The organism is Microcystis aeruginosa NIES-843 (assembly GCF_000010625.1).
GTDB lineage: Bacteria > Cyanobacteriota > Cyanobacteriia > Cyanobacteriales > Microcystaceae > Microcystis > Microcystis aeruginosa.
Window position 1 is genome coordinate 105,581 of record NC_010296.1, and the last position, 21,380, is coordinate 126,960.

Sequence of the window (21,380 nt, forward strand, 5' to 3'; positions counted from 1 at the left end):
CAAACCCTAAGTAGCGGCTAGGAGAATGGGAAGTGGGCTGTTAAAGTTCGATCGGGAGTTAATCATACTATTTAAAAGGGATTTGGTATAATACAGTGTCTATAGGCGTTTTTTGAAAACGTCTGCCAAAATTTCTAGCTTCAACGCCTCGATCCTCTCAAGTTATGAGTAGTAGAGTGCGTCTAAGTTTAATCGCTTGCTCCCGGGAAATTATGAGAATTAAACAAATTACAGTTAAGCATCTTTTTGGCATATTTGACCATACAATTAATCTCAATATGGAGGAAAGAATAACTATTATTCATGGTAAAAATGGCTTTGGTAAAACCTCAATACTGCGATTGGTCAATGGCTTTTTTAACTTAAAGTATTCAGATATAAGAGCTATTCCTTTTCAAAAATTTACTATAATTTTTGACGATAACAGCTTTGTGGATGTTGTCAAAGCTTCCACCAGTAAGAATAAAAAAAGTAATGTAAGACCAGAGATTGATTTTAATTTTACTTCCTCCGATCAAAAAGAAAAACTGACTTTTTCTCCTAATTTACTAGACGGGAGAAAAATCCCTTTACTGACCGGCATGATAGCTGATGTCATACCCGGTTTAGATAGAGTTGGATCAGAAAAATGGCTCTATACCCCCACAAAAGAAATTCTGGATTTAGAAGATATTTATGAACGATTTGGAGAATATTTACCAAAGCAATTCCAGCAAGAATATCCTGATTGGTTAAATAAAATTCGAGACTCTATTAATGTTCGTTTTATTGAATCACAACGTCTATTAGATATTTCCAATAGTGCCAAAAATGGCAGAACTATAAGGATGCCGATGACATTGTACTCTGTGGCCAGCTATTCTGAAGATTTAGCAGAAAATATTCAAACTAAATTAGCAGAGTATGGACAACTATCTCAAACTTTAGACCGAACCTTTCCAGCGAGAGTTGTACAAAAAAAGGCATCATTGACCGATGATGAACTAAGGGAAAAAATTGATCAACTTGAAAGCGAAAGAAATCAATTAATTAGTGCAGGACTATTGAAAAAAGATGAAGATTCTAACTTCCAAGTTAAAGATAGTATTGATGATAGCACCAGAAAGTTATTATCGGTTTATATTGAGGATGTAGATAAAAAGCTCAATGTATTCAATGACATTTATCCTAAAGTAGAGCTATTTAAAAATATAATTAATAAAAAATATTCTTTCAAAAGTGTTACTATTGATCAAAGCAAAGGGTTTATCTTCACTACCCAGGAAGGGGAGGTTTTATCGCCAACAGATTTATCTTCTGGGGAACAGCACGAATTAGTAATTTTATATGAATTGTTATTTAAAGTTAAACCTAATACTTTGATCTTAATTGATAAACCAGAAATGTCACTTCATATTTCATGGCAGCAGGAATTTTTAAAAGATTTACAGGAAATCACGAAACTTTCCGGGTTAGATATTTTGATGGCTACCCATTCTCCTGATATTATTAATGATCGTTGGGATTTGACAGTTGAATTAGAGAAACCAAAGCAAAAAAGCAAAGATGAGAGAACAGATAACACCTGACAGAATTGCCAATAGCATTCGTTTACTACGCAGCGATCATGAGGGAGTTTTTTTAATTGTTGAAGGTCATAGTGATAAACTTATTTATGAGCGATTAGTAAACAAGCAAGAGGTTAGGGTGACAATTGCCTCTGGTAAAAATAATGCTATCAAAGCATTATCCATCTTAGAAAAAGAAAATTTTTGCCGAGTTGTTGCTGTTATAGATGCGGATTTTTCGAGAATAGAACAGCAAATTTCCGACAGTAATAATCTCTTTTTAACCGATGAACATGATTTGGAAATGATGTTAATTAAATCTGCCGCTTTCGATAAATTATTAAAAGAACGAGGAAGTGAAGAAAAAATTGCAGCTTTTTCCAAAGATATTAGAGAAACTTTACTAAAGTTAGGTCAGGAAATTGGTAAATTAAGATTGCTATCTCTTAGAAATGAGTTAGATTTAAAGTTTGAAGGATTAAAGTTTGGTAAGTTTATTGACAAAAAGAATCTGTCAATAGATATTGACAAATTAATTATAAGTATCAAAAATCATTCTCAGAAACTGTCCTTAGACGAACAGCAAATTAAACAGTATTTATCGGTAATTAGCGATGAAAATCATGATCCGTGGCAGCTATGTTGTGGACACGATTTTATCAGTATTTTAGCGATCGCACTCTGCAAGGTTTTAGGTACATGGAATGCTAATGATGTTAAAAAAGAAGACTGGGAAAGAGAGTTAAGATTAGCTTATGAGTTATCTTATTTTTATCAAACACAAATATATCAACTAATGGTCAATTGGCAATCTAATAATCATCCTTATCAAATATTCTGATTTGGCTTATTGCCTTAAGTTTGAGATGATATATTTAACAAATCGGCTCGACTTTGTGTTATAATCAAAGCAAGGCTTTAAAGACGATATTCTCAGCAAATTATGCCTATTGTTCTTCCTGGCACTCTAATTTCACTGAAAGATTAATTTAACCTTGATCTGTCGGGATTGATTTCTTAACCTGTTAATAAATTGATTTTTTCCCCAGTCAGGCTAGAATCAGTAGGATTAGCATCCAAGATAATCGGGGTAACTTTGGTTAATCTGGGGCAGTGTAGCCTAAAAAAACGCCAAAAATAGTCAAATTTAGACTTGAGTGGCTTCTTACTAACTGTTTAATCTATTATTTAGGTATTAGACTCTATGGCTAAAGCTTCTACCGTAACTTCCGAAATCGATCTTAAAGATTCGCAATATTACTTTAACCGAGAATTAAGCTGGTTAGAATTTAATCGTCGCGTGCTTTATGAAGCACTTGATCCTCGGACTCCCCTACTGGAAAGATTAAAATTTACCGCCATTTTTTGTGCCAATCTCGACGAATTTTTTATGGTACGGGTGGCAGTTCTTAAACAACAGGTAGAGGCAAATGTAGCCGTTTTAAGTGCCGATGGCCGGACTGCCTCGGAACAGCTAACCGAGATCAGTAAACGTCTGCGTCCCCTTGTACAACAGCAGGATCGTCTTTTTGAACACACCCTAAAAAATCTCTTAGTGGAACAGGGAATTCATCTGATTAACTATGTAGATTTACATCAAGAACAGCGCAATTATCTCCATGATTACTTTGAACAAAATATTTTCCCCGTTTTAACTCCTCTAGCGGTGGATCCTAGTCATCCTTTTCCCTATATTTCTAATCTTAGTCTCAATTTAGCCGTAGTCGTTCGCGATCCCGACACCGATAAAGAACTATTTGCCAGGGTGAAAGTGCCGCAGGTTTTCCCCCGTTTTCTGGCATTACCCAAGGAATTACGCCACCAAGACGGAAAAGCTTCGATTTGGACGGGAGTACCCCTTGAACAGGTGGTAATGCACAATTTAGAGGCACTTTTCCCCAGCATGATCATTCAAGAATGTTATCCTTTTCGGGTGACGCGCAACGCCGATATCTCCGTCGAAGAAGATGAGGCCGATGATTTATTATTAGCGATCGAGGAAGAAGTACGCAAGCGCCGCATCGGTAAATCGGCAGTACGTCTGGAAATTCACAGTTCTACCCCTAGCAATATTAAAAACCGGATCATGCGCGATCTCGGACTTGAGGAGATCGATGTTTACGATGTGGATGGACTGCTGGGACACAAAGATTTATTTTATTTTATGTCTTTACCCTGTCCCGAACTGAAAGATCCGCCTTGGAATCCTGTCACTCCAACAGTTTTACAGGGATTGCGAGAAATAGTTGACGGTAACGAAGACGGTATCCTAGAACAGGATGGCGAAGATATTTTTACTTTAATTCGCAATAACGATATTCTCGTTCATCACCCTTACCATTCCTTTAGTGCCTCAGTACAACAGTTTATCGCCCAGGCGGCCTATGATGCCCATGTTTTAGCGATTAAAATGACTTTGTATCGTACTTCCGGAGATTCCCCGATTGTCAATTCCCTGATTGCAGCGGCGGAAAATGGGAAACAGGTAGCGGCGTTAGTGGAACTAAAAGCACGCTTTGATGAGGAAAATAACATTACTTGGGCGAAAAAGCTCGAACAAGCCGGAGTTCACGTTGTTTATGGCTTAGTTGGTCTAAAAACCCATACGAAAGTGGTTCTCGTGGTCAGAAAAGAAGGGGATAAAATCCGTCGTTATTTCCATATTGGCACGGGCAATTATAACCCAAAAACTGCCAAATTATACACTGATTTGGGTTTACTTAGCTGTCGTGAGGATTTGGGGGCAGATATCACCGATTTATTTAACTTTCTGACTGGATACTCCCGTCAGCAATCCTATCGCAAACTTTTAATTGCTCCGGTGAGTTTGCGAAAACGGATGTTAGCAATGATCGATCGCGAGGCCAAAAACTGTAAAAATGGCGGTACGGGGCGCATTGTCGCAAAAATGAACTCTATTGTCGATAAACCGATTATAGAAGCTTTATACGCCGCTTCTCGTGCTGGTGTGCAGATTGACTTAATTATTCGCGGCATCTGTTGTTTACGACCCGGATTGCCAGAAATAAGCGAAAATATCCGAGTAATTAGCATTATCGGCCGCTTTTTGGAACATTCCCGCATTTTTTACTTTTACAATGATGGTCAGGAGGAGGTTTATATTGGTAGCGCCGATTGGATGACGCGGAACCTGACTCGTCGCGTGGAAGCAGTGACACCCATCGATGAACCAGCGATCGCCAAGGAACTAGAAGAAATTCTCGGCATTATGTTGTCAGATAACCGGCAAGCATGGGAATTACAATCCGACGGCAGTTATATTCAGCGTCGTGCTGCCAACCAGGGACAGGAAAGCAGTACCCATGTAATTTTGATGGAAAAAGCCCTTAAATCTGCGGGTATTAGTCAATAGGAACAGTTATCAGTTATCAGTTATCAGTTATCAGTTATCAGTGGGTAAGTTGTCAGTGATCAGATGTGATACTAAATCTGGTTATTAAAAACTGATTATCTATTGCTCCTTTTGCCTATTGCCTATTGCCTCTCCTGATATGTAGCCTATACTCAACGGATTTAGTATGACTAACTGGTTGAGAGGTTAAACCATCTCAAAAGCTGAGAGCAAGCATCTTGATCTGTATTTTCTCAACCAGTCAAATCAAGCAAGAATCCTAATAATAATTACCGACTTTGCGATGGTGAACAGCCGTTAAACCATCAGGTTTAGAAACGCGACCATCGGCGACTTTATTGTAAACAATCCAGTGGTCAGCACATTCCATACGACTAACTACCTCACATTCTAAATAAGCGAGGGCATCGGCTAAAATCGGCGAACCATTATTAGCGGTGCGAGTATCGACTCCTGCAAAACGATCTTCCCCAGGTCCGAAACGTTTTAAAAAGTGTTTCATCAGGGTTTGATAATTGCCTTCTTCCAGAATATTTAAAATGAATTGATCCCCCACTTGCAGTAAAGACTCGATCGCCCGATCTTTGGCCACAGCAACGGTAAAACCGGGAGGATCAAAACTTGCTTGAGTGACCCAAGAAGCGACCATTGCCCCGCTTCTGTCTCCTTTCTTGGTGGTAATAATATATAGACCACCGCTAATCCGTCCGATGGCTTTATCGAGGTCAGTATCGAGGGATTTTCTTTGTTTAACTTTTACCTCTTGGGTTAATAGTTGTCCCAGATCTGTCCCCGCTTCTTCACAGCGTTGATAGAGACTCTCGTTAGGAGTTTCCGCGCTACGAATGGGATCGAAAGCTTTGGTTAAGCCAACTTCACGAAACTTATTAAATAGAGGTAAAATCGGTTCATCATCATCCCCTTGAGATTCAAACATTCCGAGGTATTGTTTGGGGTTAACCGAGGCGAGAATTGTGCCTAGATTCCCCGTAATTTCTTGGGCATGAATACCAGAAACGGGGGGAGTACCGATGACGATTCCCACCGCGGAAGAAGCTAATTCTTTTACCTCTTGGGGGTCGGCGGATTTCAGGTCTAAAGTTTCTACAGCCACACCGGTTTTAGTAATACCTTTGGCAATAGATTGACAGAGGCGATCGCTATAACCATAATCGGAAACATAGAAAACTGCAACGGTTTTTTCTGCCTTAGTTTGTGCCTGACTCCAATCACGATAATGGGTCAATAATTCAGTAACATTATGTTTTAATAACGGTCCATGACCATTAGCCACGAGATTAATATTACCTAGGGGTTCCATCCTTTTCATCGCCGCTAGTACGGAACGAGCATTAGGAGCCATTAAACATTCATAATAGAAACGATAATCCGGTTCAATAGCACTTAATTGCTCATCGTAAAGATCATCGGAACAGTAGTGCATTCCGAAGGCATCACAGGTAAATAAAATTCCCGAACCGTGATCGTAGGTAAAAATAGTATCGGGCCAGTGTAAATTAGGAGCATTAACAAATTCGAGAATGTGACCGTTGCCTAGGTCTAACTGATCGCCATTTTTGACCAGTTGACGTTGAAAGGGATGATGCACTAAATTCTCTAAAAACTGAATTGCTACTTTCGACCCAACGACGGTAATATTGGGAGCGAGTTGCAATATATCTCTGACTAACCCACTGTGATCGGGTTCGGTATGACTGATAATTAAATAATCGATTTCTTGGGGGTTAATTAATCCGTTGAGACTATCAAAATATAGTTGACGGAATTTTTCGTGAGAGGTATCCACAAGGGCGATTTTTTCCCCACGAATCAGATAGGAGTTATAAGTCGTACCGTTTTGTAATCCGAATTCAATATCGAAGCGATCGCGATCCCAATCGAGGGAACGAATAGCGGTAGTGTCTGCGGTGAGATCGGCCACCTGCACGGTGAGACGTTTTGTTTTGACTGGTGTAGCAACCATCGAACCTCTCCTTATTGTTAAGTTTTTTATACTTTGTCTCTATTGTGCCACGAGGAAATAAGGTATGGGGATTTATTTTCTCAATAATTACTGATAACAGTTATCTTAATGGTCAGGTAGGAGTCGATCGTCGATACCGAATTAGCTTATACTTCATCTTTATGAGAAAAGCTCTCTATCGATCTGTGTGGGGAAATGGGTCTTATACATTCCAGTCAAATTAAATTTGAGGCGTTGCTGATTTCAGATATGAATCCTCTTTTCTGGGATTTTTAAAACCTAGACCCAAACTAACTTTTGGATACGATTGAACGCCTTTATTAGCTGTCACCTTCTTTTTAACAGTTCATATTTATCCCCCAATGTGAAAATTGGCGGTCTTTGTAGGCAAGGGTAAAAGTGGATAAATAATCTTGACCGTCTAAATCGAGATTAAAGGCAGAAAAGCAGACCCACAGACTACGTTTATCAACGGCGACAGAGCGACTAAAAATTTTACTGAGAGTATTGGCAGTCAGTCCAGTGTGTTGGCTAAGAATGTCTAAGGTGCAGCGAGTGTTTTGTTTTATTTCCCAATTCACTTTAGCACGGTGCAGTTTTTGGTAGCCGATAGAGGTTAAGATTACGCCGCGCTGACGAGAGGATTTACCCTTTGACTGTTCCATAAGTTACCTCATCAACATAGAGATTAGCAGAATTTTCCATTATGGTAATCAGTGGGAATACAAAAAATTACTTTTTTTACAATATTTAAAGTTTGCGCTAGGAGTCAGGATTTTAACTAGGTGAGATCACCGATGATTCTCCTTGAACAGTTATTATGTACTTAACCTATAGGAGTCCATCGTTATTTAGCGATTGAATGGTGCGATCGCCGTTATGCTTCATCAATTTCCCATAGATTGTGATTAATCCCATACGGCATTTTCATAATGATTTAAAATGTGATAATCTTTGGTTAGCAAAATATGGTTATCTACTGAAGCGTTACTAACAATTAAGCGCTCAAAGGGATCACGAGTCTCGTTAATAATGACAGACTGATTAATAATTAAATTAAAATCTTTTTTACATACCTTTAAATCAAGGCAACTTACTAATTCTAGAACAATGTCGTCTGATTTTTCAGTAATTCGCCCAATTTCGTATAAATATTGTAACTCTAGCCTTACTATCGGCGAAATATAGAGTTCATTCTCGTTAATTAGATGTTTGGCGCAATCGCTTAATTTAGCAGTTAGTCCTGCATAAAGCCAGACAACAATATGAGTATCAAGGTAAATCAAGGTTTATCTCCTGTTCCCAACTGATTTGTACAAGATCATCGGGATCGCCAATAATGGCTTGAGGACGATAAATTAATTTTTGTAATTTATCTACGGTTTCAACGGGACTAATGATTAATCGTTTGCCGTTGCGATCAATTTCTAGGGGTTTTCCTGTGTTGAGGATTTCATCGAGCAGTTGGTCTAGGTTATTTTGTAATTTACTTGAGGTGACGCTTTTCATTGCTGGTCAAGGGAGTAGGGAGTTTTGGGGACGGGAGATATTCGATATTATAGCGATCACCGTTATGCTTGATAAATTTCCTGACGATGCCCGATTTTGTGGAGATCAATAATGAAATACTGCTCTGGGCAATCAAATTCTAAGTAAGATTATTAAAATTAGAATCTTGGAACAAAATCCGCAAGTTCTCTTGGGTAAAGTGTTTGTCATGGGTTAAGACTTCTATAATGCCTCTTTGTTTCATTACAATCATAGAGATGCAATCTGTGAGGCTATAGCCTTTATCAGGACGTTCATCGAATAGTTGAAATCCAGCTTGTCTTAGTTGAGGCGTGTAAGAAATAATTTCCATATTCGACTCTTGGCAAATTTGAAGGTAGGTAGCAAGAGCTTTTCGACGCATAATAGCACCTTTAGTTGCAAAATAATTCAGTGTTTCATCTATGATGCCATCGGTAGTTATTAGGTAATCATCTGCATATTTTTGGGCATAATCTAAGGCAATAGTGTGCCAGTTATCTCTGGGATTAATCAAGGCAATCCAATAAAAGGTATCAGCAAAAATGACTTTCATTATTATTGTTTTGGTGTGCCATAAAGATAATGATCGTGTTGTTCGGCTCCGTCGGTGGGTAAGGTTTCTAGGACTTCTGGGGGAATATCGGCGGTGAGTTCTTCAATGAATTGCCAAAAGGGTTGTTTCGGTTTGGCGGTTTGGGTTTGATGGAGGAAATCGAGGAGTTGGTGAATGGTTTCATCGGAAGCGGTTTCGATTTCCTGGAGGAGTTGTTCTTTGGCTGTCATGGCTGGTTTGGGATGGGGAGATGTTCCAGATTATAGCGATCTCTATTATAAACAGTTGAAAAAAGTAATTGCCTTTATTTTTTAGGGGTTTTCAAAGAAAAAAGCTTCTAAATCTCGCTCTCCTTTGATAAAAGGCATGATTTCTAGCCCTTGCTCAGTTAAGCGATAGAAAATAATGTAGTTTTTCATCGGTAAGCCACGCAAATAGGGACGAATCTCTCGATAACTGCGCCCCATTAGAGGAAATTGGCTAAGATAACGACACTTTTTGCTAAACTCTTCTAGGAATTTCTCGCCCGCATTAATATTGGTATTAGCCAAATAATCAAGAATTTGTTCCATATCTCGAATGGCTTCGGTCGAAATGATGTATTGATTCATGAATATTTAAGCTTCACAGTTTTTTTGAAGTCTTGCTTTGAGTTGAGCGATCGCGGTTTCTCCATCAATCCCTTCGCTTCGATCTAATTGTTCGGCAGCAATATCAATTTTTTGGCCAATGTCTTCCACCCATTGTTGATACTGATCGCGTTTACTGAGTAATTGTAAGGCTTCGGCAATAACTTCATCTGGATTGGCATAATGCCCTGTATCTAGTTTGGCTTCGATCAGCTTTTGGTGTTCGGGTTTTAAAGTTAATTTCATGGTTGTTAAGGCTTGACTTTTTTTCATTATAGGTTTGTCGCGGTGAAATCATTCCGGGTTTGCCGAGGCAGAATGATCATTTTACCCACATTCCGCACCCTAAAGTGTCACATTGAAAATTTTATCTAAATCGTCAAAACGATTGCCGGCTCTGAATTACAGGCTAATTTGTTTGCCCAGCAGATGCACAATTAGCCCTAAAAATCTGATAGCTCTGATACCAAATTATTGAGATAAACTCTCATTAAGCTGGCGATCGCTGACTAGAGTGTGACACTTCATAATTCTTAGTAATCGCTAAAAGTCTTACTATACAAGGGCTAGAGCAACTTTTGATTTCAACGACTAGGGTGCGGAATGTGGGATTTTAGAGATTCCCAATCTTCTTGATCCACGATAGGACTGACAATATCCCCTAAGGTTTTGCCTTTACCGATTAAATGAGCAGGGGTCGTGCGTTTTACTTGGGTCGAGAGAGATGGTTCTTCTTCAATGATAATGATGGCGCGAACATTCTGTGCTTTGGGCTTTTCCCCTAGCCATTGGCTGCGGTCTTGCGAAGCAAGTGCCTACGGCATCGCCCTCTCAGGTCAAGTCATAATGTTTGAGCATGGTTAAGATTCTCTAACAATTCTTTTAACTAAGTCTACGGTATTGCAATGATAAGCTAAAACGCACTTAAACCACCTAAAATAGAAATAGTAATTTTAGAAAAATCCTACTTATGCCAGCCAAAGATTTCCTAGACTTAGAAGAAAAGAAAAACTTACAAAAAGCTCTTAAAGAAGAAGAAAGAGCAGAGGTTAGGGAAAGAATTTTAATGTTTCTCTTGCTAAACGACGGAAAAACTCAACGAGAAATAGCTGACTTTATTGGCTGTTCACTCAAAACGGTCGCCCATTGGTGTGTTCACGGCGATCCTAACAATTTAGAAAGTCTAGAAGATGGGAGAAAAAATGGAAATCATAAAAAAGCCACAGAGGAATATATTAATTTACTATTAAAAATAGTTGATGAAGACCCGAAGGAATTTGGATATGAATTCGGGAGATGGACAGCGGCAAGATTAGCAGAGCATCTAGAAAAGGAAACAGGAATTAAACTGAGTGGCTCGCAAGTGAGAAGAATATTGAGAAGAAAAAAGTATGTGTATATCTGGGCGAAATATAGTCTAGAAGATAAGCAAGACAAGAAATTAAGAAAAGCATTTAAAGAAAAATTAGATGAATATTTAAGGTTGGCTAAAGAAAAGCCAGAGTCAATCCAGGTATGGTTTTGGGACGGGGCTTTCAAGGTGGCGACGCAGGTTCGCCACAGGGTTCCCCTCATGAATGTGGATTTAGTTTGAGAGTAATAAGAAGGAGAGCTTGGACAAAAAAAGGAAAGCGAAAAAAAGTGAATGGACAAAGAAAAAGAGGAAGGGTGAATGTGATGGGATCCTTAAGATATAATGACAAAAAACGAGTCTGTTTTATGAGCAAAAAAGGAAATTCAGAAACTTTCCATGAACAATTAAAGAAACTTCATGAAGAGATTCGTCAAGAATGGATAAACTTGGGAAATCTGCCCGAAGATTTTCGAGAAAAAGGACCGAAGATTATCATTATATTAGACAATGCTAGTTATCACAAAAAGAAAGATGTTATTGAGCAGGTGGAAAAAGAGTTGCCCAATATTAGGCTAGAGTTTTTACCAGCTTATAGTCCAGATTACAACCTAATAGAATTAGTGTGGCATTCCGCTAAAGAGTACATAGCTAATCGAGAATTTGAAAATAAAGAAGAACTGGAAAAAGTAGTCAATCAGCTTTTAAATGAAGGGGGATTGATTATTAAATGGAGTAGAAAACTTAAAAATAAGGGTAATGCTGTCAATGTAACTTAAATGCGTAAAAGCTTAGTTTAGTTTAGTCTGAATTAGGAGTTTCGGCAGAAAAGGGTCGGCTCTTCTAGGTTCTGTGTGAGCATGGTATAATAGTAACACAGAACAGGAGGTGGGTTATGTGGATAAATTTTGATCAACTCCTCGATTTACCAAATGTAACAGTGGTCAATTATCAAAAAATTGATGAGACAATTTTCCTAAAGCTCGCTCTTTTAAATGAAACAATTGAATGTCCGAATTGCCATCAAACCTTGGACAGAATCAATCAGACAGAGTATAATCTAGTCAGAGATTTGTCAATATTAGGCAATCGAGTATATTTGGAAGTACCACGCCGCCAGTTTCATTGTCAAAAGTGCCAAAAGTATATCAGCGAAAGACTAAGTTTTATGAGATTAAGACAGCATCATACAATTCGCTATGAATCGATGATTTATGAGAGAGTAAAAAATTGTAGTATCGAAGAAATAAGTCGAGAAGAAGGGTTAGGATGGTCAGAAGTTGAGTTAATATTTAATCACTGTGCTAAAGAACTAGAAAAGGAAGAGTGGGAAGCACCAGAACGAATAAGCTTAGATGAATTTAGTAACTTAAAAGGACACAAAGATTTCATAACAACGGTCGTAGATCTGGACAAGAAAATTTTACTAGATGTGATTAAAGGACATAAGCAAGAAGAATTAATGGAAGCCTTAAAAGCACAGCCAGAGGCAGTTCGGGAGAAGGTGAAAGAAGTGAGCGTCGATATGTGGTCAGGATTTACAGCAGTGATCAAGGAATTATTTCCTAATGCTAAAATCATCTATGATCGTTTTCATGTAATGGCTATCATCAATGACGAGCTTAATAAATTGAGAAAATTAATGGGGGTGCATGAAAAAGGATTACCTCATTTATTATGGAAGAATAAAGAGGACTTAAAAGACGAGCAAAAACAACAACTAGAAGTTATCCTGAAAGAACATCCCTGCTTGGGAATAGCCTGGGAAATGAAAGAAGAAATTAGACAAATTTATCAAAGTAGTAGAACGTTCAGAGGTGCTGAGAGAAAATTGGAAAAATGGATAAGAATAGGCGGAATATTATATGAAAGTGGTGCCAGCATGATCCAGAAGCATTTGCAGGGTATTTGTAATTACTTTGAAAATCATACAACCAACGGATTAATTGAGGGAATGAATACCAAAATAAAGCTTATTAAAAGAATGAGTTATGGATTTACCAATTTTCAACATCTTCGACTTAAGCTGTTTGCTTGCTTTAATTCATAACAAAAATTAACACACGAAAACCAGAAGAGCCAAGGGTCTATATTCTTCTTAAAAGTCAGGGTTAGGCGATCGCCGTTATGCTTGATAAATTTCCTGACGATGCCCGATTTTGTTGACATAAATAATGGGATTCTGTCTGAGTTATCAAAAAAGAATAGTTAGACCTTCTTGGGTAAAATGTTGGCTCTTCTAGGTTCTGTGTGAGCATGGTATAATAGTAACACAGAACAGGAGGTGGGTTATGTGGATAAATTTTGATCAACTCCTCGATTTACCAAATGTAACAGTGGTCAATTATCAAAAAATTGCTCAGACAATTTTCCTAAAGCTCGCTCTTTTAAATGAAACAATTGAATGTCCGAATTGCCATCAAACCTTGGACAGAATCAATCAGACAGAGTATAATCTAGTCAGAGATTTGTCAATATTAGGCAATCCGGTATATTTAGAAGTACCACGCCGCCAGTTTCATTCTCAAAAGTGCCAAAAGTATATCAGCGAAAGACTGAGTTTTATGAGATTAAGACAGCATCATACAATTCGCTATGAATCGATGATTTATGAGAGAGTAAAAAATTGTAGTATCGAAGAAATAAGTCGATAAGAAGGGTTAGGATGGGAAGAAGTTAAGTTAATATTTAATTCCTTGGCTAAAGAACTAGAAAAGGAAGAGTGGGAAGCACCAGAACGAATAAGCTTGGATGAATTTAGTAACTTAAAAGGACATAAAGATTTCATAACAACGGTCGTAGATCTGGACAAGAAAATTTTACTAGATGTGATTAAAGGACATAAGCAAGAAGAATTAATGGAAGCCTTAAAAGCACAGCCAGACGCAGTTCGGGAGAAAGTGAAAGAAGTGAGCGTCGATATGTGGTCAGGATTTACAGCAGTGATCAAGGAATTATTTCCCAATGCTAAAATCATCTATGACCGTTTTCATGTAATGGCTATCATCAATGACGAGCTTAATAAATTGAGAAAGTTAATGGGGGTGCATGAAAAAGGATTACCTCATTTATTATGGAAGAATAAAGAGGACTTAAAGGACGAGCAAAAACAACAACTAGAAGTTATCTTAAAAGAACATCCCTGCTTGGGAATAGCCGACGAAATGAAAGAAGAAATTAGACAAATTTATCAAGGTTGTAGAACGTTCAGAGGTGCTGAGAGAAAATTGGAAAAATGGATAAGAATAGGCGGAATATTATATCAAAGTAGTGCCAGTATGATCCAGAAGCATTTGCCTGGTATTTGTAATTACTTTGAAAATCATACAACCAACGGATTAATTGAGGGAATGAATACCAAAATAAAGCTTATTAAAAGAATGAGTTATGGATTTACCAATTTTGAACATCTTCGACTTAAGCTGTTTGCTTGCTTTAATTCATAACAAAAATTAACACACGAAAACCAGAAGAGCCAAATGTTTATCATTGGTGAGTATTAGAGCATCAATTTTGTTTTGAGGGATAAAAAAAGAGCTAATCTGGAAGAAGTTATCCAACTTCAGACAAAAAAATGCCGAAGAAAAAATATATTGTAGAGCTAACAGACTCCGAAAGAACTGAACTCGAGCAGCTAACCAAGAAAGGAAAAATAGCAGCTTACAAAATGAACCATGCCAGAATACTACTTTTAGCAGACGTCAATCAACAGGAAGGTGGTTGGACTGACTCGAAAATTAGTGAAGCCTTAAATGTTGCTCAAGCCACCATTGAGAGAGTACGACAAAGATTTGTCGAGTCAGGAATTGAATCATCATTAACTCGAAAAAAGCAAGAACATCGCCGTGCCAAAATTATCGATGGGGAAAAGGAAGCAGATCTGATTGCCATCGCTTGTAGTGAAACACCAACGGGACGAGCAAAATGGACACTTCAAATGCTGGCAGATAAAATGGTCGAACTTGAATATGTGGAAAAAATATCACGAGAAACCATCAGAAAAACCTTAAAAAAAATGAATTGAAACCATGGCTGAATCAATCATGGGTCATTCCCCCAAAAGAATCAGCGGAGTTTGTCTGTGCCATGGAAGATGTCTTGGATATTTATAGCAATTCTTGGAGCTATGAGGTACAATAGAAAGTAAATAGACAAATAATAGAACTTACCAGCTTCCTATGAGACCCTATTCCGTAGATTTTCGCCAAAAAATTATCGATGTCTGGAAGAAAGAAAAAATTTCCATTCGAGGACTAGCCCAGAGATTTGACGTGGCTAAAAGCTTTATTCAGAAGTTATTGAAGCAACATAAAGAAACAGGAGATATCCGTCCTCGTCCGCAAGGGGGAAGTCCGCCAACCAAGTTAAATAGTGAACAACTGATAATTTTAATAGAAATCATCGAAGCTAACAATGATGCAACTCTCGAAGAATTATCGGACTTACTGTATGAAAAGACACAGGTGAAAGTCAGTAGAGCCACCCTGGGGCGGCTTACGCAAAAACTCAATTACAGTTTCAAAAAAAAACACTACACGCGGCGGAAAAAGAAAGTGACAGGGTACAGCAAAAAAGAGTGGAATACTGGTCAGAAGTTCGGGAAATTGAGGCATCAAAACTAATTTTCATCGATGAATCGGGGGTAAATTTAGCCCTTTTGAGACTCTATGCTAGAGCCTTAATTGGCCGAAGAGCTCGGGGAAGAAAACCACAAAAAAGAGGGAGAAATATTTCAATAATTAGTGCTATAAGCTTAGAAAAAGTTGTCGCATCAGTCAACATATACGGTGCAGTGGATGCGGTAACATTTGAAGGATTTATTCTAAAGGAAGTGCTGCCAAAAATTAAAGAAGGAGACTGTCTGATCATGGATAACGCCAAGATTCATCTCGGAGAAATGGTCAGAGAAATAATCGAACAAGAAAAAGCTAGACTCATCTATTTACCTCCTTATTCTCCCGAATTCTCTCCTATTGAAAACTTTTGGTCAAAAGTGAAAGCGACGTTAAGAAAACTGAAGGCGAGAACTTACAAAGACTTAATAGAAGGGATTGAATTGGCTATGTTAGAAGTTACTCAAAAAGATATTCGCAATTGGTTTACTCACTGTTGCTACTGTACCTCATAAGTCAGAGAATTGCTATATCATAGTGAGTATGACCAGCAAAATCCCTGGCTGTGTTTTGATGAGAGTTGTCAACAATTAGTCAAAGAAACAAAAGAGAAAATACCAGCCGAACCGAGAGAACCAGAAAGGTATGACTATCAATATGAGCGTAATGGTGTAGCCAATATGTTTATGTTTTTTGAACCATTACAAGGTTGGCGACATGTAGAAGTTACACAACAAAGGACGGCGAGCGATTATGCACACCAAATGAAATATTTGGTTGATGAGCGTTATCCGGATGCCCAGAAAATTAGAGTAATTCAAGACAACTTAAATACTCATGTAAAAGCCTCATTATATAAAGCCTTTGAACCGGAAGAGGCCAAGAGAATTTTAGATAAACTCGAATTTCATTACACTCCCAAACATGGCAGCTGGTTAAATATGGCAGAAATTGAGTTGAGCGTTTTGAATCGTCAATGTCTCGAGCGTCGTATCCCAGACATGGATAGTTTAAAACAAGAAATTAAGGCATGGGAAGAAAATCGAAATGAAAAGTCAAATTCAGTTGACTGGAGATTTACTACTGCTGATGCTCGTATTAAATTAAAAAAACTCTATCCCTCAATTCAAACTTGACAGACTAGTAGATTCAAGAATAGATAATTAAGTTTGTCAGCAAAAAATTAAGTAAGTCAACTCACTAAAATTCAGTAATCTAAGGATTTACGCTCATGGCGATACAAGACGATGCGAATAAACAGTTGGGATCACTCCCTTTTGGTAATATCATTGGTGGGCCTTTGGTGGCGGCGATTGAAGCCCAAGCAAAAGCTGCAAGATCTTCAGTTGATTTTATCCAATCAGTTGCTTATAAGCCGCTCGCAGTAGGACAGGACGGAACGACCGATCCCAATGCAGTAAGAGAACTTCAAACAGTTGAATTCGTATATGAGAGTGGTGACAAAAACGTAAAACTAAGCGTTCCATTACTGTCGATTGTACCGATTCCGTATATCCGCATTGATGATATGACAATCCAGTTCAAAGCAAATATTAGTGCTGAGACGGCCTCACAAGACACAACTACAACTGGAACAAATACCAATGTCAATGCAAACGTGACTGGGAGATATGGATGGGGGCCAGCGAAGGTTGAAGCAAGTTTTAATGCCTCCTACTCCGCTAAGAAAGACAGCACTTCTGCTGCAAATTCTAAGTATTCCGTTGAATACACTATGGATATTTATATCCACGCCGTTCAGGATGATATGCCAGGTGGAATGGTTGAGGTTTTAAAGATCCTCAAAGAGAGCATTAAGGGAATACCTCCAAAAACGGATGAAACAACACCTACCTCATAATAGCTAACCTATATCCACGTTTGAACTTGATTTAGGTGAAAATGAGGGAACCGAACTGTAATAAATTACGCGTATTCGGTAGGTGGGCAGACTTATTTTTTTGTGAGGCTAAACTGAGTGCAGATTTTCAAATTTTAAGCGTCATAGTCTTAGTCACGCCCATCTAGATTTATCAGGAAAACTATCTTAGGACTCATATGGCTAAATTAAACCAAGTCATCGGCGCGATTCTCACTGAGATTACTAAAGCTCAGGCTACTTCGGATGCTTATTTACGGGATTTAAAGGCTTCCTACCGAGAAAATCCCTTTCTGAAATTGCTTTCTGTTCCTCGAATAGAAGTCAGAGATGTCACGGTCGATCTGAAGTTTGCTATTCTTACTGGAGAGGCATTACCAAGTGGCAAAGTTGTAATCTACGCGGATGGGAGTTACCAAGGAGCCAGTCAAGAACTTGCTGAGGGGAACTACGATATAAACGATTTGACGATTGGCAATGATACCTTGAGTTCTTTAAAAATACCACAAGGAATAAAGGTAACGGTTTACGAACATAGAGGGTTTAGTGGCCGCTCTAAGGTATTTGTTGAGGATACGCCCTGGGTCGGCGATGATTTCAATGATCTGACCTCTTCAATCAAAGTTGAAAAAATTTCGATTGACTCAATGGATATAGAAGTAAACACAGATTATCTTGAAAAGTTATCCGAAACTGCTATTTCATCAATTTCTATTCAACTAGATGTGGCAAGCACTTAAGGAAATTCATGTTTAATTGTAAACAGTTTTGGGCGTTACACCATGTCTGATATTACAGATGTACCTCTCTATCAAATTATTGGCGCACCCTTGCTGGCACTCGTGCAAGGTGAAACGCAAGCCGCACAGGCCACTGCTCGATTTATTCAGGAGATTGGCTTTGAGACTTCTCCTGATGAGCCGTTACAGTTTGGCAGGTTAAAGACCCTTACCTTTCGCTATAGCAAAATAAGCGTAGGAGGAACGATTACTGAATTAGAAGTAGAAATTCCTGTTTTATCAACCCACATTCCGCACCCTAAGTGTCACAACGTCTCAAAAGAGGAAGGGGCGCGAGTCAAAATACTTATCTAGAGGAGTGAGTTGGCGGCAAGCTGCCGGCAACTAAGCCGAAAATTTCAGAGTTCCCCCGGTCATTCTCAATAAACAGTGCTTGTTGAGAATGACTAGGCAATCAGACTTAACATCTAGGGGGAGATGTTCCAGTTGCTCGCTTTGTTTTGTCACCCCTTGAAGTCAATCCATCTGGTCAAGATAAGAGATAATATTCCTGGCAAGGTTTGGGAAAAAATCTCAAAATGTTGCGCCTCTCATCCGTTAAGTTGCTAATCTTTTGATTGTCTTGAATACGGACGAGATGAATCCCTTGAAAGCCCTGAAATATCCAGCGTAACGTCGGTCGGTCAGTTAACTTACCCAACGGATTTTTCAGTCCCGTCTCCTGCTGTTTTAAACTTAAACGAAGTTGTCTTTGACCAATAGTATAAACCAGCAGGCACAAGCCCATGAGCATGGCCATGACCTCGATTCTATGGGGAGATTTGAGAAAGACACTGTGGGCAAAAAAGCAGGGGTCTTTGAGAAAAGAAAATCCTCTTTCCGGAGCTTGTTGCCCTTTATATTTTTTGAGTATATCCTCACTGCTTAATCGTTGTTTCTCCAAATCGTTAGTTGCTAAAACGAATCGTCCTGCTCGTTTCTTTAGCCTCTCAATGGCGGTCAAATTCAACTCTAATTCGGCTTGAACTTGATAGCTTTGAGAGGGTAAATCGTCTTTTGATTTGAGTTTTGACCCCTGGGACTCAGGCGGAATGAGATTGACTTTAATCTCCGTTAACTGATGAGATTTTAAGGAGTCAGATAATCCTTTGGCTATCGCCAACGCCACCGCTCTATTCTCAAATTCTCTTCGGGATAGTTGCCGGATTTTTTCTTGGGCAGAATTCTTTTCCTGCTCGATTTTTTTCTCTAATTTTTTCAAGTCTGATTCTTGTCTAGCTTGACTTTCAACTAGCAACCATCTTTGTTCTATCCCCCCATAGTTAGAGATGGTTTCCCGCCAGGAATAACCCGGTATTTCTGAATCGGTTAACTCTTTTTCTGAGATGCTATCAACCAACTCTTGAGCCTCTTTAATGCTTAATGGTACTCGAGACAACCAACGCATTTCTTTCATTAGTTTTAAATTCTCTTTGCTATAGAGGGCGCTATCGCCGACTATTAAACTGTCAAAGTCAACTTGTTTTTTAAATTCTCGGGCGATTTGACCAAAAACCGCTTTGTCCGCTTCATTTCCGTCCCCTACTTTCAGGAATAAAGGTACATCTCCATCCCCACTTACGATTAAGTCAATCATAAATTGTTTTAAGTCAGGTCTTCGGTCGCGGGAGTATCCGTAGGTAATTTTTATTGGCTGTTGTCTGGTTTCAATTTCTTCTCCCACTGCTCCTGATTTCAGGATTTCTACTGTTGGGTATTCCTTGTTATATTCTCCTTCTACTGATAGAGAAGTCGAATCTAAATGGGAGTTCTCGGTTGCTACACCAAATTTTTTCACGGCCGCTAAACTAATCAGTAGGAAAATGACCGAAACATTAAGTTGATAAAGTTTGTCCATTACTCGACCAATTTTATCATCATTCAGGTGTTTTGGTTCGATGCCCTCTCCCAGCAGATGTTCGGTTGCTTTATCTTCAAAAAATTGAGGAAATAAATACAAGGCTCGGGAGACAAATCCCAATCCATTCAGGATAATTGCTTTCACGACTTGCCCAGCTGTGACAATTTCTCCTCGCTCAATTGAGACTTGTTCGTTGATAATTTCAACGATTCCTATTTCATCGATAATTCCGGCTACTAATCCCAGATGGTCTAGATTTTTGACTTCAATTTCTGTTGATTGATTCATGGTCGAACAGTCCACTCGCCTCAGTTTTCCAACAATTCCTATTTTTTCATAATTAGGGGTCTCAAGACCCCCCTAGCGGCCACCGAGAAAACCTTCACCAGCTAGGTATTTTTACTCAAGTCTCTGGCGGGGGACAGCTTATGTGACAGTTGAGGGTGCGGAATGTGGGTTATCAATCGTGCCTATTCCGACACTTCAAATTCGTGAAGCGGAAATCGACTTTTCAGTGGAAATCAATAGCATCGTTAAATTGGATACGCCCAATGCTGTTAGCGTTGCTGAGGTTTCTGAAGACGAGTCTTCTTCAGAAATTAAAAAAGACTCATCTTTAAAGCCAGAAATGGTGGCTTTTAGAGCAGGTTTGGCTAGACAAGATTCCAAATCAGCAATGAAGATCAATATCAAAGCAGGTCAAGCAGACACTCCTGTTGGCTTACTGACAATCTTCAGGTTATTGGATCAAGGAATTTCTAGTCGCGAAGTCAAGGATAATCAAACTCCTCCTTCTGAGGGGTCTGGATCATCGGCAACTTAGCTTTAACCTTTTAGTTCATCAAGTCCTTTTTCAAGGTGGAGAATTTATGACCGAACAACCTACTAATGGGACTTAGACAAAAAACAAATCGAGAAAAGCTTCAACTCCAATCCCCGCTTGGGATTTACTTCGAGAAGCCCAAAATCGCTGAAACCCAGATATATCAAGGAAAATCATAAATCGAGGTTAACCCTTTGTCCCGTAATGGTTTGAGCCTTTTTTGCTGACCGAAAACGCCTAAGTCCCACTAACCAAAATGGTGTTCCTTGTCCCGAATGCAATTTTACGATTCCCACAACAATGCCGATGTTGCTCTCTGGTGAGCCAATTGTTTGCCCAATGTGTGGATTAGCTTTGCACGTTGACAGGGAAAAATCGGCTGAAAGTCTCAATTTGATTCGCAATCTGTATGAGGCTACTAAGGAGGTTGAAGAAACCAAACAGCAGTGGAGATAATG

Annotated in this window: 18 protein-coding genes and 4 pseudogenes; 13 read left to right on the plus strand and 9 right to left on the minus strand. The window is 38.8% G+C overall.

All coding sequences use genetic code 11. The features are described from left to right. Positions 1–212 precede the first annotated feature (212 nt). From MAE_RS00565 to ppk1, 3 genes are all read left to right on the plus strand, one after another. Positions 213–1,568 carry an AAA family ATPase gene (locus tag MAE_RS00565; RefSeq protein ID WP_012263865.1) on the plus strand — a complete coding sequence of 452 codons (1,356 nt, stop codon included), beginning with the start codon at positions 213–215 and terminating at the stop codon, positions 1,566–1,568. Beyond that, entirely contained in the window at positions 1,546–2,388 is an 843-nt protein-coding gene (locus MAE_RS00570) for a DUF4435 domain-containing protein (protein ID WP_012263866.1), read from the plus strand. The genes MAE_RS00565 and MAE_RS00570 overlap by 23 nt, the downstream gene beginning before the upstream one ends. Before the next feature lie 363 nt (positions 2,389–2,751). After that, on the plus strand, positions 2,752–4,920 hold the full coding sequence (gene ppk1, locus MAE_RS00575) for a polyphosphate kinase 1 (RefSeq protein WP_012263867.1): 2,169 nt from the start codon (positions 2,752–2,754) through the stop codon (positions 4,918–4,920). 259 nt (positions 4,921–5,179) lie between these two features. Here ppk1 and MAE_RS00580 read toward each other — a convergent pair whose 3' ends face one another. From MAE_RS00580 to MAE_RS00615, 8 genes are all read right to left on the minus strand, one after another. Then, a complete protein-coding gene (locus MAE_RS00580) occupies positions 5,180–6,904 on the minus strand; it encodes a diflavin flavoprotein (protein ID WP_012263868.1) in 1,725 nt (574 codons plus the stop codon). Positions 6,905–7,242: 338 nt separating this feature from the next. Next, a complete protein-coding gene (locus MAE_RS00585; RefSeq protein ID WP_012263869.1) occupies positions 7,243–7,569 on the minus strand; it encodes a hypothetical protein in 327 nt (108 codons plus the stop codon). A gap of 243 nt (positions 7,570–7,812) precedes the next feature. Next, entirely contained in the window at positions 7,813–8,190 is a 378-nt protein-coding gene (locus MAE_RS00590; protein WP_012263870.1) for a type II toxin-antitoxin system VapC family toxin, read from the minus strand. Beyond that, positions 8,177–8,413, minus strand: a complete 237-nt coding sequence (locus MAE_RS00595) for a type II toxin-antitoxin system Phd/YefM family antitoxin (RefSeq protein ID WP_041803595.1) — start codon at positions 8,411–8,413, stop codon at positions 8,177–8,179. The genes MAE_RS00590 and MAE_RS00595 overlap by 14 nt, the downstream gene beginning before the upstream one ends. A 139-nt stretch (positions 8,414–8,552) precedes the next feature. Continuing rightward, a complete protein-coding gene (locus MAE_RS00600) occupies positions 8,553–8,987 on the minus strand; it encodes a type II toxin-antitoxin system VapC family toxin (RefSeq protein WP_012263872.1) in 435 nt (144 codons plus the stop codon). Positions 8,988–8,989: 2 nt separating this feature from the next. Beyond that, positions 8,990–9,217, minus strand: coding sequence for a hypothetical protein (locus tag MAE_RS00605; RefSeq protein WP_002797529.1), 228 nt, complete (start codon positions 9,215–9,217; stop codon positions 8,990–8,992). Between the two features lie 81 nt (positions 9,218–9,298). Then, positions 9,299–9,598 (minus strand): type II toxin-antitoxin system RelE/ParE family toxin, encoded by a 300-nt coding sequence (locus MAE_RS00610; protein WP_012263873.1) that lies wholly within the window; start codon positions 9,596–9,598, stop codon positions 9,299–9,301. A gap of 6 nt (positions 9,599–9,604) precedes the next feature. Then, the gene (locus MAE_RS00615) at positions 9,605–9,889 is read right to left on the minus strand and encodes a ribbon-helix-helix domain-containing protein (RefSeq protein ID WP_231859689.1); all 285 of its coding nucleotides are present in this window, start codon (positions 9,887–9,889) and stop codon (positions 9,605–9,607) included. 697 nt (positions 9,890–10,586) lie between these two features. On the opposite strand from MAE_RS00615, the pseudogene MAE_RS28120 reads away from it, so the two are divergent. The 9 genes and pseudogenes from MAE_RS28120 to MAE_RS00675 all read left to right on the plus strand — a co-directional run bounded on the left by MAE_RS28120 (position 10,587) and on the right by MAE_RS00675 (position 18,553). Then, positions 10,587–11,746, plus strand: a pseudogene (locus MAE_RS28120) (IS630-like element ISMae23 family transposase). A 116-nt stretch (positions 11,747–11,862) separates the two neighbouring features. Then, positions 11,863–13,017 carry an ISL3-like element ISMae37 family transposase gene (locus MAE_RS00630; protein ID WP_012263878.1) on the plus strand — a complete coding sequence of 385 codons (1,155 nt, stop codon included), beginning with the start codon at positions 11,863–11,865 and terminating at the stop codon, positions 13,015–13,017. Between the two features lie 241 nt (positions 13,018–13,258). Further along, a pseudogene (locus MAE_RS28125) lies at positions 13,259–14,413 on the plus strand (ISL3 family transposase). Positions 14,414–14,541: 128 nt separating this feature from the next. Next, positions 14,542–15,098 (plus strand): annotated as a pseudogene (locus MAE_RS00645) (helix-turn-helix domain-containing protein); the annotation flags it as partial. A gap of 47 nt (positions 15,099–15,145) precedes the next feature. Beyond that, a protein-coding gene (locus MAE_RS28130) for an IS630-like element ISMae26 family transposase (protein ID WP_076611860.1) occupies positions 15,146–16,095 on the plus strand; the annotation gives its coding sequence in 2 pieces (ribosomal slippage) (positions 15,146–15,488 and positions 15,488–16,095; 951 coding nt in all). A gap of 12 nt (positions 16,096–16,107) precedes the next feature. Further along, a pseudogene (locus MAE_RS00660) lies at positions 16,108–16,716 on the plus strand (IS630-like element ISMae29 family transposase); the annotation flags it as partial. 95 nt (positions 16,717–16,811) lie between these two features. Next, positions 16,812–17,441 (plus strand): DUF2589 domain-containing protein, encoded by a 630-nt coding sequence (locus tag MAE_RS00665; RefSeq protein ID WP_012263884.1) that lies wholly within the window; start codon positions 16,812–16,814, stop codon positions 17,439–17,441. A 197-nt stretch (positions 17,442–17,638) separates the two neighbouring features. Continuing rightward, on the plus strand, positions 17,639–18,199 hold the full coding sequence (locus MAE_RS00670) for a hypothetical protein (RefSeq protein WP_012263885.1): 561 nt from the start codon (positions 17,639–17,641) through the stop codon (positions 18,197–18,199). Between the two features lie 42 nt (positions 18,200–18,241). Continuing rightward, a complete protein-coding gene (locus MAE_RS00675) occupies positions 18,242–18,553 on the plus strand; it encodes a DUF2589 domain-containing protein (RefSeq protein ID WP_012263886.1) in 312 nt (103 codons plus the stop codon). 175 nt (positions 18,554–18,728) lie between these two features. Here MAE_RS00675 and MAE_RS00680 read toward each other — a convergent pair whose 3' ends face one another. After that, entirely contained in the window at positions 18,729–20,387 is a 1,659-nt protein-coding gene (locus MAE_RS00680) for an IS1634 family transposase (RefSeq protein ID WP_012263887.1), read from the minus strand. Positions 20,388–20,529: 142 nt separating this feature from the next. On the opposite strand from MAE_RS00680, the gene MAE_RS00685 reads away from it, so the two are divergent. Beyond that, the gene (locus tag MAE_RS00685) at positions 20,530–20,922 is read left to right on the plus strand and encodes a DUF2589 domain-containing protein (protein WP_041803601.1); all 393 of its coding nucleotides are present in this window, start codon (positions 20,530–20,532) and stop codon (positions 20,920–20,922) included. The last annotated feature ends 458 nt before the right edge of the window (positions 20,923–21,380 follow it).

Excerpts from the sequence above, each read along its gene's own strand:
- MAE_RS00615 (WP_231859689.1), bottom strand. The coding sequence starts at position 9,889 with ATGAAAAAAAGTCAAGCCTTAACAACCATGAAATTAACTTTAAAACCC.
- MAE_RS00630 (WP_012263878.1), top strand. The coding sequence starts at position 11,863 with ATGTGGATAAATTTTGATCAACTCCTCGATTTACCAAATGTAACAGTG.
- MAE_RS00595 (WP_041803595.1), bottom strand. The coding sequence starts at position 8,413 with ATGAAAAGCGTCACCTCAAGTAAATTACAAAATAACCTAGACCAACTG.
- MAE_RS00585 (WP_012263869.1), bottom strand. The coding sequence starts at position 7,569 with ATGGAACAGTCAAAGGGTAAATCCTCTCGTCAGCGCGGCGTAATCTTA.
- MAE_RS00565 (WP_012263865.1), top strand. The coding sequence starts at position 213 with ATGAGAATTAAACAAATTACAGTTAAGCATCTTTTTGGCATATTTGAC.
- MAE_RS00580 (WP_012263868.1), bottom strand. The coding sequence starts at position 6,904 with ATGGTTGCTACACCAGTCAAAACAAAACGTCTCACCGTGCAGGTGGCC.
- MAE_RS00600 (WP_012263872.1), bottom strand. The coding sequence starts at position 8,987 with ATGAAAGTCATTTTTGCTGATACCTTTTATTGGATTGCCTTGATTAAT.
- MAE_RS00570 (WP_012263866.1), top strand. The coding sequence starts at position 1,546 with ATGAGAGAACAGATAACACCTGACAGAATTGCCAATAGCATTCGTTTA.
- MAE_RS00605 (WP_002797529.1), bottom strand. The coding sequence starts at position 9,217 with ATGACAGCCAAAGAACAACTCCTCCAGGAAATCGAAACCGCTTCCGAT.
- MAE_RS00670 (WP_012263885.1), top strand. The coding sequence starts at position 17,639 with ATGGCTAAATTAAACCAAGTCATCGGCGCGATTCTCACTGAGATTACT.
- MAE_RS00680 (WP_012263887.1), bottom strand. The coding sequence starts at position 20,387 with ATGAATCAATCAACAGAAATTGAAGTCAAAAATCTAGACCATCTGGGA.
- MAE_RS00665 (WP_012263884.1), top strand. The coding sequence starts at position 16,812 with ATGGCGATACAAGACGATGCGAATAAACAGTTGGGATCACTCCCTTTT.
- MAE_RS00675 (WP_012263886.1), top strand. The coding sequence starts at position 18,242 with ATGTCTGATATTACAGATGTACCTCTCTATCAAATTATTGGCGCACCC.
- MAE_RS00610 (WP_012263873.1), bottom strand. The coding sequence starts at position 9,598 with ATGAATCAATACATCATTTCGACCGAAGCCATTCGAGATATGGAACAA.
- ppk1 (WP_012263867.1), top strand. The coding sequence starts at position 2,752 with ATGGCTAAAGCTTCTACCGTAACTTCCGAAATCGATCTTAAAGATTCG.